The following is a 16,837-nucleotide window of genomic DNA, read 5'->3' on the forward strand; positions in this document are numbered from 1 at the left end:
CGGGGATCTTCGTACAAATCGGTTTGTTACCCAACACGGATTTCTTAAAAGAAACTCAAGTTGAATTAACCAACCGTGGTGAGATTGTGATTAACGATCGCAACGAAACCAATGTAAAAGGTGTATTTGCTGCGGGTGACTGCACAACAGTACCTTATAAACAAATCATCATTGCCACTGGTGAAGGCGCGAAAGCATCACTGTCAGCGTTTGATTACATCATTCGTTCTGGACAGTAGTACAATCATATTCTTTAAATAAGAAGTTCTTAGTTTTGTAGTTTACAGAGGTTGAAGATGCTAACACTTCAGCCTCTTTTTTTGTAATCATTCACTTGCTTTTTATTATTTTTTAAATCAAATCTGTATTTTATTTGTAATTTTATTTCACAATAAATGGGTGTTTTGTGTAACACGACCTGTTTATCGTGTCTATTTTTTGTTTAAATATTAAGAAATTCTTTAGCCTTATTAAATTATAAAAGCAGATAATAACCATGCTTGCCAACATCTTTTCGGCATTGGAACAGCTCGGCCTAACCGCCCAAAACAGAGCCCTCCACATCCAATTCAGTCATTCACAGCTGAATAGCCAAGTCTTCCTACAACGCATCGATGGCAGCCATGCCCTTAACGAAGGCGTGCAAGCAGAACTCGTCTGTCTCTCGACCAATGCCTTAATTCCACTCAAACAATTCATCGGCACACAAGTGGCCGTCGATCAAGTCACTGATCAAGGCACCCTGTTTAGAACCACTGGTATCATCACCGAAGCCTCACAAGGACAAAGCGATGGGGCACTGACCCTCTACAAACTCACGCTCAACGATGCAACTTCACTTTGGCACAAACGCCGCAACAGCCGCGTATTTATGAATAAATCCGTGGTCGAAGTGATGGAAATCCTCTTTGAAGAATGGCAAAACAAAAGCCCACTCTTTGCCTCTAGCCTCAGCCTAGACCATAGTGGATTACAACAACAATACGACATCCGACCCTTCATCATGCAAAGCAACGAAAGTGACTACGACTTTCTGACTCGCTTACTACGCAGTGAAGGCATTAACTGGCTCATTGATGAAGCCCAACCGATTGTATCGAGCAACAACAGCCCGATTGAAGCACAAAAGCTCCGCCTGATTGACGACAACAGCCAATACCAAGCCCTTAACCGACGCAACATTCGCTACCACCGTAGTGATGCGACAGAACAATTTGATACCATCACCAGCTTTATCGGACAACGTAGCCTACAACCCACCGCAGTCCACCTACAACGCTGGCAAGCCACAGCCCTCGAACAAGAAGAAGGCGCAGGCTCAGTCCAAAGCAAACACCAACACAGTGACCACCAAGACAATGCCAGCCTAGGCCTCGAACAAGCATGGCACATCAGCCCTGCATGGATCCAAGACCTCAAAGGCGAAGACCAAGCCACCGCCTCAGGTAACGGCCAAGTTGAAAAACTCAACCAACACCTCAGCGACTACTACGCTGGACAAAGCAAACAATTCATCGCCAAAGCCAGCGTCAGAGACAGCCAAGTCGGCTACTGGTTCAAACTCGATGGCCATCCAGAAATTGAACAACACAGCGGAGTTGATCAAGAATTCCTCATTGTTGGCAAACGCTACTACAACCAAAACAACCTACCCAAAGACTTAGACCAACAAGTCCAACAACTGCTACAACGCAGCCAATGGACGCCAAAACACAAGACAGACACCAACCAAGCAACCCACAAGGATCAAGAACGCCAAGCCAGCGAACTCATCCTACAACGACGCAACATCAAAACCGTACCCGAATACAACCCCTTACAACATCGACCCAGCACCCATCCCCAACGCGCCAAAGTGGTGGGACCTGCAGGAGAAGAAATTCATGTCGATGAATGGGGGCGCATCAAAGTACGCTTCCTGTTTACCCGAGCAGAAGACCACCAATTTGATGGCGGTGCAGGCAGTAACAACAACGATACCGATTCAGCTTGGGTCGATGTACTGACCCCATGGGCAGGCGAAGGCTATGGGGCACGCTTCCTTCCTCGAATCAATGAAATCGTGGTTATCGACTTCTTTGACGGCAACATCGACCGTCCCTTTGTGGTGGGCCGCCTACATGAAGCCCAACGCAGCCCAACCCGATTCGACAGTCAAGGCCAACTGCCGGACACCAAAAAACTCGCAGGGATTAAAAGTAAAGAAGTCCAAGGCAAAGGCTATGGACAACTCCGCTTTGATGACACCACAGGACAAATTTCCACTCAACTGCAAAACACCCACGGGGCGAGCCAACTCAACCTAGGGAATCTCAGTCATCCCAAAGCAACAGCAGAAAGCGAAGGACGCGGCGAAGGCTTCGAACTTAGAACAGACCAATGGGGTGCAGTACGAGCAGGCGAAGGCATACTCATCTCCACCTACAAACAAGAACAAGCCAAAGCAAACCATTTAGATGCAAGCGAAGCCAAACAACAACTCGAAAGTAGCTTAAACAACGCCAAAGCCCTCAGTGAAGTGGCAAAAAACCAACAAACTGATCCACTGAGCTTACTCGAAAACCTACAGGGCTATCTCAAGAACTTAGAGAGCGAAGACCAAAGCAAAGCCGCGGCTTTTAAACAAGCGATCATGCTCTTGGCTTCACCAAGTTCAATTGCCGTAGAAAGTAACGAAGACATCCACCTCAGTGCAGATGGACAGATCAACCAGATTGCACAAGGAAGCATTAACACCAGCACGCAAGACAGCATCATCGGACATGCCAGCAAAAAGATCAGCTTATTTGCAGCGCAAGAAGGGGCACGACTCTATGCAGGCAAAGGCAAGATCGAGATTCAAGCTCAAGGGGATGGTGCTGATCTGATTGCAAGAAAGGGTGTGCAGATTATTTCCACGGAAGATCGAATTGAAATTAAAGCGGCAAAAAAAATAGTGTTGATCGGTGGCGGCTCACAGATTGAAATTAGCAGTTCGGGAGTTTTACCGACCACAGCTGGTAAGTTTGAAGTCAAAGCTGGACAACATTTATTTAAGCCGGGAGCGAGTGTAAGTACTTCAGCTCAATTGCCAACAATGCAACCGTTAAAAGGCGCATTGAATCTTTTAAGAAGTTATGGTGGAAGTGAATTCTTTAAAGGAGCTGGATATAAAGTTATTGACTCTCTTGGGAAGACAATAACAGGGAAATTAGATGCGAATGGTTTTGCTCAAGTAACAGGAATTGCTCCTGGTGGTGCACAAGTGATTTTTGATAAAGATGAGCGAAGTCCTTGGGCATTATCAAGTCATTTTTCGCGAAGTTATGATTGGGCAGATGCAGTAATTCCTGGTGCATCTAATTTTGTGAACTCGAGCTTAAATCAGCTGGGTCAGAATTTAATGGCTCAAGTTAAAAATAATTTGACTCAACTTGATAGTATGAATTTAAAGGATATAGGCAAGAATGCTTTAAAAGGTCTAGCAGACCAAACTGTTGGGCAACTCAAAAATCAAGTGGCAAGTTCTACTTTAGGTGGAATTTCAGAAAAATTAAATTTAGGTTTAAGTCCTGATCAATTGAAGACTATAAGCCAAATGGCAGTAAATCCTTCTCAATCACTAGATATGATTCGTACGCAAGGCGTTGATTTTATAACTCAGCAGGCCACATCGAAGTTGATTCCGAATTTTATGAATTCAACTGGGTTTATGCCAAATACAAATTTTGATACAGCATTGGATCAGGAAAATATTACGAATCAATCTGAAAAGGTCATTGTAACTGATGACTACATTGCACAGAAATATTATCAATCTGGCGGATTAACGTATACCGAAACAACAAGAATCAGTACGAAATCGAATCCAGCTCCATTGTTAACAAATCAAAAGACTGTTGAGATTAATAAGCCTATACAAGTGAATAAAGTAGATGTGAGTACAAACAATTCAACATCAGCAGATGATCAGTTTATTTCACAAAAATATTATCAATCTGGCGGCATTAAATATACGGAAACAACTCGATTAAAAATGAGTAATGATCGTCCTGATTTAGAACAATATAACGCGAAAAACTTAAAAGATTAAAAATATATAGGTTAGTCATGGCAACTGAAAACGAACAAGTTTCTAATAATGCACAATCGAGTGTTGAACTTGCTGTATTTAATTTAGACAGTGTGAGTAGTGTAGCTGACTTACAAGTTATTGCTAATCAAATTGAAAATTTCCTTGTGGTCTGTGGCCAAACATCATTACTTAAAGTCAAAGCAAATGCCCATATAACTACTGTAGCTAATATATATGCTTTAAGTGGAAGTGTGCTTGATTTATTGTTGTATGCAATGTCTCCTCAAACAGAAGTGCTTTCAATACAACGAAATGCTTTGCTTGGTGCGAATTTAATTGGATTGTTTGCAGAGCCTAAACATGAAGCACATGCAAGGATGGGTTTACGTCCCATTTTAGGATTAATGGCTGAATGTCTATATCCTGAAAATGGTAAAATTAAGTCAACTGACATTCGACGTATGGAATTACATCTTAATGCAAGAATGGCAGGGAATTTAGAGACCTATCTAAAAGAGACACAAGCTAAATTAGCGGACTTATTAACGAATGCAAATGCCTTGGCTGTTCAGATTCTAAAATCTCTTCAATCATCTTCATCATCGTCTGTTGTAACGGAAATAACATCGAGCGCATCAGCTGAAAAAAGAGATCCAAATTTACAATTTCAAAATTGGGCAATACCATTAATAGATTTACTCAGTGTTGAGCCTCGAGCAGATTTAACGCCTAAAATTGAATCAACTCCGAGTCATTTTGAAAATTTACTTGTAGAGGCGATTACTTCGATTAGTAACGATTTGCAGAATCAGACAAACCCAAGCTTGCAATACAGTCTTGGTTGGCTCATTCAACAAACACTTAAGGCTATTCAAGATAATCAAAATAAGGGAAATGCCAGTGTTCCGATTAATCAAACTGGTGAGTTTGAGCGTCAAACTGATGGCGATATCCTTGAATTTGTCAGTTTGCAAGCAGATGCATTAATGGATCCTCCATGTTTGAATCCAGCTGAACCAACAACAAGTGCTGAAACCAATACTGCTCATAGTATTAGCTATTCTATAGGTGCTGAACGAGTTTCCCATGTAGACTTCAGCCTACCTAAGCTGGGATTAGTATTCAATCGACTTTATAACTCCCAAATGGCGGAATTCGATAACGGTGCTTTGGGTGCTCGTTGGTTAATGCCTTTTTCTAATTTGATTGTTCCAAATGAAAAGGGTTATTTGTTTATTGATGCGAAAGGCAGAAAACAACAATTGCCATCGATCATTATGCGTGAATCCTATGAAGTTCCATTCCAAGGTATTACAACACATCTAAATGAACAGGGTGAATTAGTCCTAAATTTTGGAACAGAATGGGATTATCAATTTAGTACATTCGATCAAGGTCAAAGTTATCAGCTTACGCAAGAGAGAAATTCATCAACTCAAGAACAAGTCGATCTTCGTTATATCTTGCTAAATGGCAAAGCTTATTTACAAACCGTCCATTTTAATTTTAAGAAGACTCAGCAAATTTTGAAATTTGCTTACAATGATCAAGCAAAAATTATTGCTATTTTTGTGGATGATCAAGAACAACCACTTGCTCGTTATGGGTACGATCATAACGGAAATTTAGTAGAAGCATATGATGAGAATGGTCACGCTCGTCAGTATTCATACAATGCGTATCATCAATTAACACGTTATACCGATCGATCAGGTCGTGGTCAAAATATTCGTTATGATTCGAATGAACCAAATGCAAAAGCCATTGAAGAATGGGCGGATGATGGAAGCTTTAAAACAACTTTAAAATGGCATCCTCGTCTGCGCCAAGTCGCTGTATATGATGCTTACAACGTGCCGACCTATTACTACTTTGATTTAGATGGTTTTACTTATCGTATTCGATTAGCAGATGGTCGTGAAAAATGGTATTCACGTGATCAACATAAACGTATCACTCGAGAGATTGATTACAGTGGTCGTGAAACTCAACAGCAATACAATGAAGAAGGTCTGCTGATTAAAATCATTCAACCAAATGGCGGAGTGATTCGATTTGCTTATGATGAACATAAAAATCTAACTGAAATAAAAGATCCTGAAGGTCATATTTGGAAACGCGAATACAATGCAGATGGCTTGATGACCAAAGAAATCAATCCATTGGGTCACACAACACAATATAAATACAATGCCGAAGGTCAATTGATTGAAATTACTGATGCCAAAGGTGGCTCTAAAAAAATCCAGTATAATGACCTTGGGCAAATGACGTCATATACCGATTGTTCGGGTAAAGAAAGTGCTTGGCAATATGATGAAGAAGGACAACTTAAACAACAACAAGCCGCAGACCAAACAGGTGTGCAATACATCTATAGTGATCAAGGTATAGACAAAGGACAACTTAAATCCATCATCTATCCAGATGGACAAAAAGAACACTTTGAACATGACCAAGAAGGAAGCCTTCTCAAACACATTGATACCAAAGGACAGGTGACTCAATACCACTACAATGCAGTGGGTCTATTAGAAAAACGCCTTGATGCCAACAAACACCAAATTGCCTATCAGTGGGATAAACAAGGGCGTATACAGAAACTTATCAACCAAAACCATGCAGAATATGTATTCGAATACAACAGTTATGGTTATCTCACACGAGAACAAGCCTTTGATGGTGAAGAAAAACACTATAGTTACGATGAGCTTGGTCGACTTAGCCACATTCAACAACCGAATATCATCACACAATTTGGCTACTATGAAGACGGACAAATTGCGTCAAAAACCTACATCCACCGCGAAAGCAAACAACACCAAACAGAAGAGTTTACTTACAATCTGAATAGCCAGTTAATTCAAGCAAAGAACCAACAGAGCCAAAACGACTTCTACCATAATGCGATAGGACAATTGGTTAGAGAACACCAACACTACCAAGTGCCAAATCTGAAACCAATGACTGCAGTACTACGCTATGAATACGATGAACTCGGCAATCTCATCAAAACTGTTCGTCCGGATGGTCAGGAAATTAGCCACTTAACTTATGGATCAGGACATATCTACGGTATTGCCCTAAATAAAAAAGACATGGTTGGTTTTAAACGTGATGACCTACACCGAGAAACAGAACGTTACCTTGCCAATGGTTTAAGCCAAAGCAACCAATACAACGACGTTGGATTACTGATTGCACAGCGCATATATGTAGAACAAGAAACAGCCAATAGAACACAACATCAGGCACAACGCCAATACACTTATGATGCCAACTATTTGTTGACTCAAGTTCAAGATAGTCAAAAAGGTAAACTTAGTTATCAATACGATGCGATTGGTCGCTTAATACAAGCGCAAAGCTCAAAGCAAACTGAACGTTACCATTTTGACCCAGCGGGCAACTTAATAGATCCAGTTGCAACGCAAAGTGCAGAAATCAAAAACAACTTGGTGAAACACTATCAAGGCAAACACTACAAATACGATGCCCAAGGTAATGTGATTGAAACCCAGCAGGCAGACCAACAGTTGAAACTGAAGTGGGACAACTTAAATCGCTTAATCGAAAGCGACCACAACGGGCAAATCACTGAATACGGCTACGATGTTTTTGGACGACGCCTGTATAAAGCCAACAAATCAAATAACAGCCTGACCTTATTTGGCTGGGATGGTGATTTAATGATTTGGGAATCAAAAACCAGTTCAAAATTAACAGATAAAAATAACACAGAACAAAATAGTCAAAGTTATACCAAACACTATATCTATGAGCCGAATAGCTTTGTACCGCTATTCCAAGCAGGGTATCAACACTTTATACAACTGATAGAAACACCGAATTACGAAAGATTTAAAACAGAACCGTATTCCATCCATAAAGATCCAGTGTGGAGAACAGACTCAAGGAAGAGTCGAACAGAGTTAGAACAGATTGCGTTCTACCACTGTGACCAAGTTGGTACACCTCAAGCTTTAAGTAATGAACAAGGTGAATGTATTTGGGAGTTAACGCTGAATACATGGGGACAAACACAACAGATCAAAGTGAAGCACAAAGAGAACCCATTAGAACAAAGTGATATCCGTTTCCAAGGGCAATATCATGATGAGGAAACAGGATTACATTACAACCGTTACAGATATTATGAACCATTTAGTGCACGGTATATAAGTAAAGACCCGATCAGTCTATTAGGTGGTTTAAATAACTTCGCTTATGTAAGTGATCCGAATCAGTGGGTCGATCCAATGGGGTTGCAAGTTGGAATAGGATTTAGTAGTAAAAATAATACAGTGATTATTACAGATGTTGATACGAAACAATCAATGAGGATAGGTGCTTTCACTGGTGGTCATATTAGTCAAGAGGGAGTATTTAACGCTAATGGAAATAATTACGAAAAACCAATACCACCAGGATCATATTATATAACGGAATATCCTAATCCAGACAGACCCAATAATAATCATTGGTACGGGTTATTAAAAATTGATGAAAAAATTGATGATGAGACTATAGACCAATATGGTAATAAACGATTCGGTTTTCGCCTTCATCCGCGTACTGTTAGTCATGGTTGTGTAACAATCAGTAGTTTTGATCAACAAGGTAGAGAGAGTTGGGGTAAATTAAAGGAAATGCTTGACAAAACATCGACTTCAACGATTGAGTATGAGGATAAATGGTACAGAAAGAATAGACAGCTTAAACTTTATGGAATATTACATGTTAAATAAATTAGAATGGAATATGTTATGATTTTAAAAAAAATTTCTTACATTTTTTTTGTATTAATTTTGGCTATATTGATATTATATTTAGCTTTATTATATAAATTTAAATCGATTGATTCGAGGTTTCAATTAGAGTCATCTAAAGTTTTAATGTCTTTTTTTCTTAAAGATTTTTATTTATTTGGTGGGTTAGAAAAGCAGTCATTAGAAATTGAAAGAAAAAATCAAAAAGACCAAGATGATTTTTACTATTCAATAATAATATTGGGCTCAAAAAATTTAGAGTATAATGGTGGTGGTTTGTTGCTTTTAAATGAATTATTATCAAAGAGGGATAATACAAATTTAATTCTAAAAATAAAAAAATTTAAAATGAGTAAGGGTTATGAAAGTCTTAATAAAAAAGATAAGGATTCAATAAATTATTGGGAAAATATATTATTAGAAAATAATAGCTCTATTAGATCTCTTTCATAAATCAAAAAAAGATCTATCCCTTGCTGATTATTTGTTACGAATAATTTTAAATATTCATGCATAATTTGCGAACGAAATACATCGACTCAAAGAAGCTTTCAGAAGCACAGTTTAAGCGATATACAGGCATCTCATGGTCAACCTTTGATTTAATGGCTAAACAGCTAAAAATGCTTGTACCTGCTAAAGGTAGACCATCTAAGTTAAGTGTAGAAGATCAAATCCTTCTGTGCTTAAGTTATTGGCGTGAATATCGAACATTGTTTCATGTCGCAACGAGTTATGGTGTGTCAGAGCCTACTGCTTCAAGAATCGTCCGCCACGTAGAGGATTGCCTGATCAAGTCCAATCTATTTAACTTACCCAAGAGTTTGCCTGAAGGTGAAGGTATCGACTGGAATGTGGTGATAGTAGATGCCACAGAAATTCCAATACAAAGACCTAAAAAAACAGAAGAAAAGCTATAGTGGTAAGAAGAAAGCTCATACTTTCAAAGTACAAGCCATCATCCACTCTAAGACTCAGCAAATTCTGAGTTTATGTACGAGTCGTGGTGCTGTACATGATTTCGAGCTCTTCAAACGCAACCTGAATCAAATTCCTAAAGGGTCTTTTATCCTTGCAGATAAAGGCTATCAAAGGATTTATACGGTGTATCCAAATAGTCTATTGCCATTAAAAGCAAAAAAGCACTGTAAACTAGAACCTGAGCTAAAAGTTTACAATCAAGAAATCAATAAAAGAAGAATTGGGATTGAGCATGTATTTGGGACTTTGAAGACCTTTAGAATCCTTGCTGAGCGATACCGTAATCGAGGCAAAAGATTGGGATTAAGATTCAGTTTAATCGCAGGGATTTATAATTTAGAACTGAGTAAAAAATGATTTATGAAAGAACCCTATTGTTTACTAGTATTAAAGTTAATACATTAGAAACTAAGTGTTAGTGATTACTGTGAATGTTGAATATTTGAAATGACGATATTGCTTCTAGTCCAACATTGCTGAATAAAGTTGCTACAGAGTTAAATCAAGATTAAATCGATTTAAATAATAGGGTAAATATAACACTCAATAAAAAAACCGAGCAAAAAAGCTCGGTTTTTTTATTGTACGTAATTTTATTTTTCAACAAAAGCACGTTCAATCACATAATCACCAAGAACACCCATACGTGGAGATTCTTTTAAGCCATGTTGGTCAAGAAGTGCAGCTACATCGTCAAGGAATGCAGGAGAACCACATAACATTGCACGGTCAGTTTCAGGATTAAAACGAGGTAAGCGAATTTTCTCGAAAAGAGCACCAGTTTCAATCGCAGTTGTAACACGACCTTGAGTATGGAAGTCTTCACGTGTAACTGTTGGGTAATAAATTAACTTTTCTTTCGCACCAAGTTCCCCAAAGAACTCATGGTTTGGAATTTCATTTTGAATAAGGTCTTGATACGCCAATTCTGAGATATAGCGTGTACCGTGTACAACGATGATTTTCTCAAAACGCTCATAAGTTTCTGGATCACGGATAGTCGAAAGGAAAGGAGCTAAACCAGTACCTGATGATAAAAGATACAAGTTTTTACCAGGATTTAAATCATCAAGAACAAGTGTACCAGTCGGTTTTTTAGAAACTAAAATTTCATCACCAACTTTTACTTTTTGTAGGATTGATGTCAAAGGACCATCTGGAACTTTAATAGAGAAAAACTCAAGTTCTTCTTCATAGTTCGCGCTAGCAATCGAATATGCACGCATTAAAGGCTTGCCATTGACTTCTAAACCAATCATCACAAATTGACCATTTTTAAAACGCAATGCTGTATCGCGAGTCGTTTTAAAACTGAATAATGTGTCATTCCAGTGGTGTACGTGAGTAATCTTTTCGACGTTAAAAGCAGCCATTAAAGGTCTCAATAAATTATCAAATTAGAACAGCTTGCTATTCTAAACTAAAACCATTCTCGATAAACTGAATATATTTAATTGAGCTTATCAAAAAAAGTGATTATGAATGAGCTGACTTTACCTGTGATTGGTATAATGAGATCTCCCTACAAAGAAAAGTTTGGTATTCCACGTCAGCCAAATTTAGTAAATGTTGAAAGTTATATTGAACTATTGGCGCCATATAATGATGAACTGGCTTTTGAAGGTATACATGATTTCAGTCACTTATGGCTGATTTGGCAGTTTCACGATAATAAAAATCAAGATAATCAAAAATTTAAGCCTCAAGTCAGACCACCACGTTTAGGTGGAAATAAAAAAGTGGGAGTCTTTGCGACAAGAAGCATGTACCGTCCAGCACCTATCGGCATGTCAGTCGTACAATTCAAAAAACTTTTTAAAGAAGGTGATTCTTTGAGATTGTATGTGTCTGGCAGTGATTTACTAGATGGAACACCCGTTATCGATATCAAACCATATATTCAATATTCTGATGCCGTGGTTGAGGCGACGAGCGGTTATGCACAGGATAAGCCAATTCAAAAAAAAGTTGTTTGGTCAAAAACTGCTGAAATTCAGCGAAATCAACTGTTGGATCAACAATGTGTCGCTGAAAGTTTAATCAAGGAATTGGAACAAGTTTTGTCATTTGACCCAAGACCATCTTATCAAAATGATCCTGAGCGAATTTATGGGCTAAGTTTCGGCCTCTTAAATGTCAAATTTAAAGTGGATACTGAGGTTGAGATCGTTGCACTGGAACTTTGTGCAAACGAATAAATTGTTGGACTGATGTATTTAAAGCTGAATTTGATCTAATGAATTTAATTGTAAATTCTGAATAGGCTAAAGGCTAATGTTGAATAAAGAATTTGCTATAGTTGGGCTCAAGGAATGGGGCAATTTGAATGAATTTTAATTTTGAAATTGATACAACATGGTGTTTAGAACAACTACTAAAAGATGGTCGTATTTTAGAGCGAGATAAGTTGCTCATACAAACCCGACACCGCCAAAAAGATCAATTTAAATGGCATCCATTGCAGTGGATTGCTCATTTTGAATTGGTAGATCAAGTTCAACCTCAACATAAGTTAACACTGCAACGTTTATGCGAGTGGTTAGCATTAAAAACACAACTCCAATATTATGTGATCGACCCGCTTAAAGCAGATGTTGCAGCACTGACTCAGGTCATGTCACAAGAATATGCATTCAAAAATAAAATTCTTGCTGTGGAAGTGCATCCTGATCAGATCTTAATTGGTACAGATCAACCATTCTTGGATGATTGGGTCAAGAATTTAGAAAAGAGCTTAAGTCCTAAAAAAATTGTTAAGGTTTTATTGAATCCAGAGCAGTTACAACGTTACTTGATTGAATATTATCAAGTGAGCCGAGCAGTAAACTCCTCTCAATATTCAGGAGCTTACGACCGACAGAGCCGAGGTGTTGAATCCCTTTTACAATTGGGTGATAGTCAAAATCCTGATGCCAACGATCAGCACATCGTAAAATTAGTCGACTGGTTGCTTCAATTTGCCTTTGAACAGGGTGCGAGTGATATTCATCTTGAGCCTCGTTCGGAGAAAGGACGCGTTAGATTCCGTATCGATGGCGTGCTGCACACGATTTATAACATGCCTAGCAATACACTCACGGCAGTAATTTCTCGTATTAAAATTCTGGGTCGTATGAACGTTGCAGAAAAACGACGTCCTCAGGATGGGCGATTAAAAACGCGTACACCTAAGGGGCAAGAAACTGAACTACGTTTATCAACTCTGCCTACTGCGGCAGGCGAAAAAATGGTAATGCGAATTTTTGATCCTGAAGTATTAGTGAGGAGTTTCCAACAACTGGGTTTTGAAGGAAAACTGCTAGAGCAATGGAATGCCATTACCAAAAATAGTCACGGCATCATTTTAGTGACAGGTCCAACTGGTTCAGGTAAAACCACAACCTTGTATTCATCAATGAAACAACTTGCGACTGAGCAATTAAATGTTTGTACGATTGAAGATCCTATTGAGATGATAGAGCCGAGCTTCAATCAGATGCAGGTAAACCCTGCAATTGATCTTCATTTCGCCGATGGTGTACGTGCCCTTATGCGCCAAGATCCAGACATTATCATGGTTGGGGAAATCCGAGACCAAGATACAGCAAATATGGCGATTCAAGCTGCATTAACAGGTCATCTCGTACTTTCAACACTTCATACAAATGATGCACCTTCAAGCTTGACTCGTTTACATGATCTAGGGGTGCAGCCATTTTTAACAGCGGCAACAATCTTAGGGGTATTGGCGCAAAGGTTAGTCAGAAAATTATGTTCTCATTGTAAAGAAAAACGGGAAACTAATGCTCAAGAATGGGAGCATCTGACCTATGGGTATTTAGTGAAGATGCCTGCTCAAGTGTATCATGCCAAAGGTTGTGAACATTGTCGTCACACAGGGTATAAGGGTCGGGTGGGTATATATGAGTTTATGCCTGTGTCTCTAGAAACAAAACAAAAAATCAGTGCTAATCTTAATTTAGATGAATTACGTGCTCACGCAAAAAAAGAAGGTGTAGAGCCGTTGCGTATTGCGGGTGCTCGAAAAGTCCTTGAAGGGGTAACGACATTAGAAGAGGTGCTAAGAGTCGTACCACTAAGTTAATTGTCAAAGATTAATAAATATTCATATTTCTTAAGATTCGCTTCAGCTTTGTTTGTTTTAATAGCTTCATCGAAACAAACATCACTTGAAAAGGTATAGAAAATGAAAATGTTTAATCAAGCTTTAATTGCGACAGCTTTAGTCGGTGCAACTACATTTGCAATGGCTAATACGGCAGTGAACCAAAGTGCTGTTAATCATGCAGCCATTGCACCACAAGCAATTACGACTGTTAAAAGTGCTTTAACTGCCAAAGATGATACGCCAGTGAAATTAAAAGGCTATATTGTTAAGGCAACTGGTGATGAAAAATATCAATTCCGCGATAGCACGGGTGTGATCACTGTGGATATTGATGATGAACTTTGGCAAGGTAAACCAATCTCTGCAAAAACACCTGTTGTATTAATTGGTGAAGTGGATATTGATTATAAGCCTGCTAAGCGTGTAGAAATTGATGTAGATCAAGTTCAATTTTAATGAGCTATCTACTGAATTGAGTATTTGATTTATGGCTTTTAAGTACTCAAACCAAAAAAACCACATTCTCCAGAAATGTGGTTTTTTTATGCATCTTTTTTTGAAAAACTTTATAGTGAATGAATTGTGGCTTAGTGAAGAGAGACATGCGTATATTATTAGCAGAAGATGATGTGTCACAAGCTGAAAGTATCAAAGCTTGGTTAGAAATGGATGGATATAGTGTTGATTGGGTCGAGCGTGGAGATCATGCGATATTAGCAATTGAGCAGCATCAATATGATTGTTTATTACTTGATCGTGGATTACCGAAAGCAACTGGTGATGACATTCTGACACATTTAAGAAAACACCAACACAATACACCAGTTATTTTTATTACAGCCCAAGACAGTATCCAAGATCGTGTTGGAGGACTTGATTTGGGGGCTAATGATTATCTAGTTAAACCATTCAGTTTAGATGAGCTCTCGGCGAGAGTGAGAGCACAATTACGTACTCAGCACAAAGGCACGTCTCAAATCCTAATGTATGGATCCGTGAGTTTGGACCCCCAAGCCAAAGTTGTTAAATTAAATTCAGAAATTGTCAATCTCACAGCGAAAGAGTACCAAATTTTATATAAGTTAATGCAACATCCTGAACGTGTTGTGACACGTGAGCAACTAGAAGAGTCCTTATATGCCTGGGGTGATGAAATCGAAAGTAATGCAGTTGAAGTTTTTATTTATCAGATTCGGAAAAAAATAGGTTCAACCATGATTAAAACGATTCGTGGATTAGGTTATCGAATGAATCTGGATCAGGCTTAAGGTAGAACAGTGTTGGATCAGCAACCTATATCTTTACAACATCGTCTTGTTAAGTCTTCAATGCTCAGTTCGATGTTGGCGGGCGTTGTCGCATTAATTCTTTTATTGGTGATCTCTCTTTACCAAAATATGCAGACCCATGACAATATGATGGATGAAATCGCCGATTTAATTCTGGTCAGTGATATTTCAAGTCATGTAGGAAATGAGTTAGATGATTTAAGTGAACAATTTGATATCAAATATGAATTAAAGCTCGATGAACTTATTTTGATTGAATCCCAAGACCTTGCTTTCAATCAAATTGGTTCCAAGGTGTTTTTTCAGAATGATCACTTTGGTTTTGTTTGGCTAGAAGGACGATTATTTCGTTATTACAGTGAGCAAAGTGATCAGCAAATTCTAACTATGCTTCAACCCATGTCAGCGCGTGTTGATCAGTTATTCAAAAGTTTGCTGGGCTACGGTGGTGTTCTCATTATTTTATGGGGCATTCAATGGTTTATTCTACACTTTATTATACGACGTCAGTTTAGATCTATTCACCAACTTTCAAAATTAATATCGCAAAAGACTGTTAAGGATTTATCACCGATTACACCTTCAAAACCAGAACTAAAAGAACTGCAACCTATTGTGAGTCAAATAAACCAAATGATGGAGCGTTTAGATCGGGCAATTACTGCGGAACAACGTTTTACAGCTGATGCATCCCATGAATTAAGGTCGCCACTTTCTGCGATTCAAATGCGGTTACAACTTTTAAAACGAAAATACCAGTCTGATCATGAGGATTTGTCACAAGACTTAGAGCAGATTCTAAAAGATGTGAGTAGGGGCTCAACTATTTTAGAAAATTTACTTTTGTTGGCCAGACTTGATCCGTCTTCAACGCAAGATGTACCGATACAGTCCATAGATTTAGACCGTTTGACGAAAGAGGTTTTACATTCAGTACAACCTTTGAGCCAAGAAAAAAATATTCAGTTTAAAACTGAGTTAGGAAATCATGCGATTAAGGCAAATCCTGAGTTAATGTTTAGCTGCATCCGAAATTTAGTCGATAATGCAATCCGCTATACGCCACAGAATGGAATCGTTGATATTTTAATCAAACAAAATAATAATGAAATTCTATTTGTGATTGAAAATGAAGGTCACGGCATTGAGCAAACAGTGATTGATCGGCTGGGAGAAAGATTTTATCGTGAGTTAGGCACACGTACAACGGGCTCAGGATTAGGATTATCAATTTGCCGTAAAATTGTCGAATTACATCAAGCCGAGATTGTATTTAAGAAATCAGAGTTAGGTGGTTTAAAAGTTGAAATAAAATTTCATTAAAACCAATTGTCTATAAAGTTGAAGAAATAAAATTAAAGAAGCAGTATGCGTTGATTCATACTGCTTAGTTCCACGATTATTATTATCAAATTTTAGAATTTTTATTTTGTCAAAATGAGTCGATTATTTCGTGTGAGACGAAGGCGATATTCTTCTCCTGCATGCATGATGCGAATTTCTCTGCCTAGAGCAAATAGATTATTTGAGTGAAGCATTGGTAATGCTTGGTGGTTTTCGTTATTACGTGTAAATAAGCTAAATGGTGCGTTCATTCCTTGGACTCCGTGGTATGTGGTGAAAGATTTAAATGATA

At 38.4% G+C, this 16,837-nt stretch carries 13 protein-coding genes; 11 read left to right on the forward strand and 2 right to left on the reverse strand.

Going from position 1 to position 16,837, the window contains the following annotated elements:
• The 6 genes from FTV32_RS10235 to FTV32_RS17345 form a co-directional block, all read left to right on the forward strand.
• A partial coding sequence (locus FTV32_RS10235) for an FAD-dependent oxidoreductase (RefSeq protein ID WP_180028560.1) occupies window positions 1-239 on the forward strand: 239 nt, incomplete at its 5' end.
• Between the two features lie 257 nt (window positions 240-496).
• Window positions 497-4,072 (forward strand): type VI secretion system Vgr family protein, encoded by a 3,576-nt coding sequence (locus FTV32_RS10240; RefSeq protein ID WP_180028561.1) that lies wholly within the window; start codon window positions 497-499, stop codon window positions 4,070-4,072.
• 17 nt (window positions 4,073-4,089) lie between these two features.
• Window positions 4,090-8,802 carry an RHS repeat-associated core domain-containing protein gene (locus FTV32_RS10245; protein WP_180028562.1) on the forward strand — a complete coding sequence of 1,571 codons (4,713 nt, stop codon included), beginning with the start codon at window positions 4,090-4,092 and terminating at the stop codon, window positions 8,800-8,802.
• Window positions 8,803-8,820: 18 nt separating this feature from the next.
• On the forward strand, window positions 8,821-9,276 hold the full coding sequence (locus FTV32_RS10250; RefSeq protein WP_180028563.1) for a hypothetical protein: 456 nt from the start codon (window positions 8,821-8,823) through the stop codon (window positions 9,274-9,276).
• 56 nt (window positions 9,277-9,332) lie between these two features.
• Window positions 9,333-9,743 (forward strand): transposase family protein, encoded by a 411-nt coding sequence (locus FTV32_RS17340; RefSeq protein ID WP_218947400.1) that lies wholly within the window; start codon window positions 9,333-9,335, stop codon window positions 9,741-9,743.
• Window positions 9,691-10,161: a transposase family protein gene (locus tag FTV32_RS17345; RefSeq protein ID WP_218947401.1), complete on the forward strand. Its 471-nt coding sequence runs from the start codon at window positions 9,691-9,693 to the stop codon at window positions 10,159-10,161. The genes FTV32_RS17340 and FTV32_RS17345 overlap by 53 nt, the downstream gene beginning before the upstream one ends.
• Before the next feature lie 236 nt (window positions 10,162-10,397).
• Here FTV32_RS17345 and FTV32_RS10260 read toward each other — a convergent pair whose 3' ends face one another.
• Entirely contained in the window at window positions 10,398-11,177 is a 780-nt protein-coding gene (locus FTV32_RS10260; protein ID WP_180028564.1) for a ferredoxin--NADP reductase, read from the reverse strand.
• Between the two features lie 105 nt (window positions 11,178-11,282).
• Between FTV32_RS10260 and tsaA the strand changes: the two genes are divergently transcribed.
• From tsaA to FTV32_RS10285, 5 genes are all read left to right on the forward strand, one after another.
• Window positions 11,283-12,002 (forward strand): tRNA (N6-threonylcarbamoyladenosine(37)-N6)-methyltransferase TrmO, encoded by a 720-nt coding sequence (gene tsaA, locus FTV32_RS10265; protein WP_180028565.1) that lies wholly within the window; start codon window positions 11,283-11,285, stop codon window positions 12,000-12,002.
• A gap of 128 nt (window positions 12,003-12,130) precedes the next feature.
• Window positions 12,131-13,888 carry a GspE/PulE family protein gene (locus FTV32_RS10270; RefSeq protein ID WP_180028566.1) on the forward strand — a complete coding sequence of 586 codons (1,758 nt, stop codon included), beginning with the start codon at window positions 12,131-12,133 and terminating at the stop codon, window positions 13,886-13,888.
• Window positions 13,889-13,996: 108 nt separating this feature from the next.
• Window positions 13,997-14,368, forward strand: a complete 372-nt coding sequence (locus tag FTV32_RS10275) for a NirD/YgiW/YdeI family stress tolerance protein (RefSeq protein WP_373683345.1) — start codon at window positions 13,997-13,999, stop codon at window positions 14,366-14,368.
• Window positions 14,369-14,514: 146 nt separating this feature from the next.
• Window positions 14,515-15,180: a response regulator transcription factor gene (locus FTV32_RS10280; protein WP_180028567.1), complete on the forward strand. Its 666-nt coding sequence runs from the start codon at window positions 14,515-14,517 to the stop codon at window positions 15,178-15,180.
• Between the two features lie 9 nt (window positions 15,181-15,189).
• On the forward strand, window positions 15,190-16,524 hold the full coding sequence (locus FTV32_RS10285; RefSeq protein ID WP_373683343.1) for a sensor histidine kinase: 1,335 nt from the start codon (window positions 15,190-15,192) through the stop codon (window positions 16,522-16,524).
• A gap of 101 nt (window positions 16,525-16,625) precedes the next feature.
• On the opposite strand, the gene hemP is transcribed toward FTV32_RS10285, so the two are convergent.
• Window positions 16,626-16,796, reverse strand: coding sequence for a hemin uptake protein HemP (gene hemP, locus FTV32_RS10290; protein ID WP_035267337.1), 171 nt, complete (start codon window positions 16,794-16,796; stop codon window positions 16,626-16,628).
• Window positions 16,797-16,837: the final 41 nt, after the last annotated feature.

This window comes from Acinetobacter sp. YH16032 (assembly GCF_013417345.1).
GTDB lineage: Bacteria > Pseudomonadota > Gammaproteobacteria > Pseudomonadales > Moraxellaceae > Acinetobacter.

Bases quoted from the DNA above. Each gene is read 5' to 3' on its own strand.
- FTV32_RS10240 (WP_180028561.1), top strand. From the start codon at position 497: ATGCTTGCCAACATCTTTTCGGCATTGGAACAGCTCGGCCTAACCGCC.
- FTV32_RS10245 (WP_180028562.1), top strand. From the start codon at position 4,090: ATGGCAACTGAAAACGAACAAGTTTCTAATAATGCACAATCGAGTGTT.
- FTV32_RS10250 (WP_180028563.1), top strand. From the start codon at position 8,821: ATGATTTTAAAAAAAATTTCTTACATTTTTTTTGTATTAATTTTGGCT.
- FTV32_RS17340 (WP_218947400.1), top strand. From the start codon at position 9,333: ATGCATAATTTGCGAACGAAATACATCGACTCAAAGAAGCTTTCAGAA.
- FTV32_RS17345 (WP_218947401.1), top strand. From the start codon at position 9,691: ATGCCACAGAAATTCCAATACAAAGACCTAAAAAAACAGAAGAAAAGC.
- FTV32_RS10260 (WP_180028564.1), bottom strand. From the start codon at position 11,177: ATGGCTGCTTTTAACGTCGAAAAGATTACTCACGTACACCACTGGAAT.
- tsaA (WP_180028565.1), top strand. From the start codon at position 11,283: ATGAATGAGCTGACTTTACCTGTGATTGGTATAATGAGATCTCCCTAC.
- FTV32_RS10270 (WP_180028566.1), top strand. From the start codon at position 12,131: ATGAATTTTAATTTTGAAATTGATACAACATGGTGTTTAGAACAACTA.
- FTV32_RS10275 (WP_373683345.1), top strand. From the start codon at position 13,997: ATGTTTAATCAAGCTTTAATTGCGACAGCTTTAGTCGGTGCAACTACA.
- FTV32_RS10280 (WP_180028567.1), top strand. From the start codon at position 14,515: ATGCGTATATTATTAGCAGAAGATGATGTGTCACAAGCTGAAAGTATC.
- hemP (WP_035267337.1), bottom strand. From the start codon at position 16,796: ATGAACGCACCATTTAGCTTATTTACACGTAATAACGAAAACCACCAA.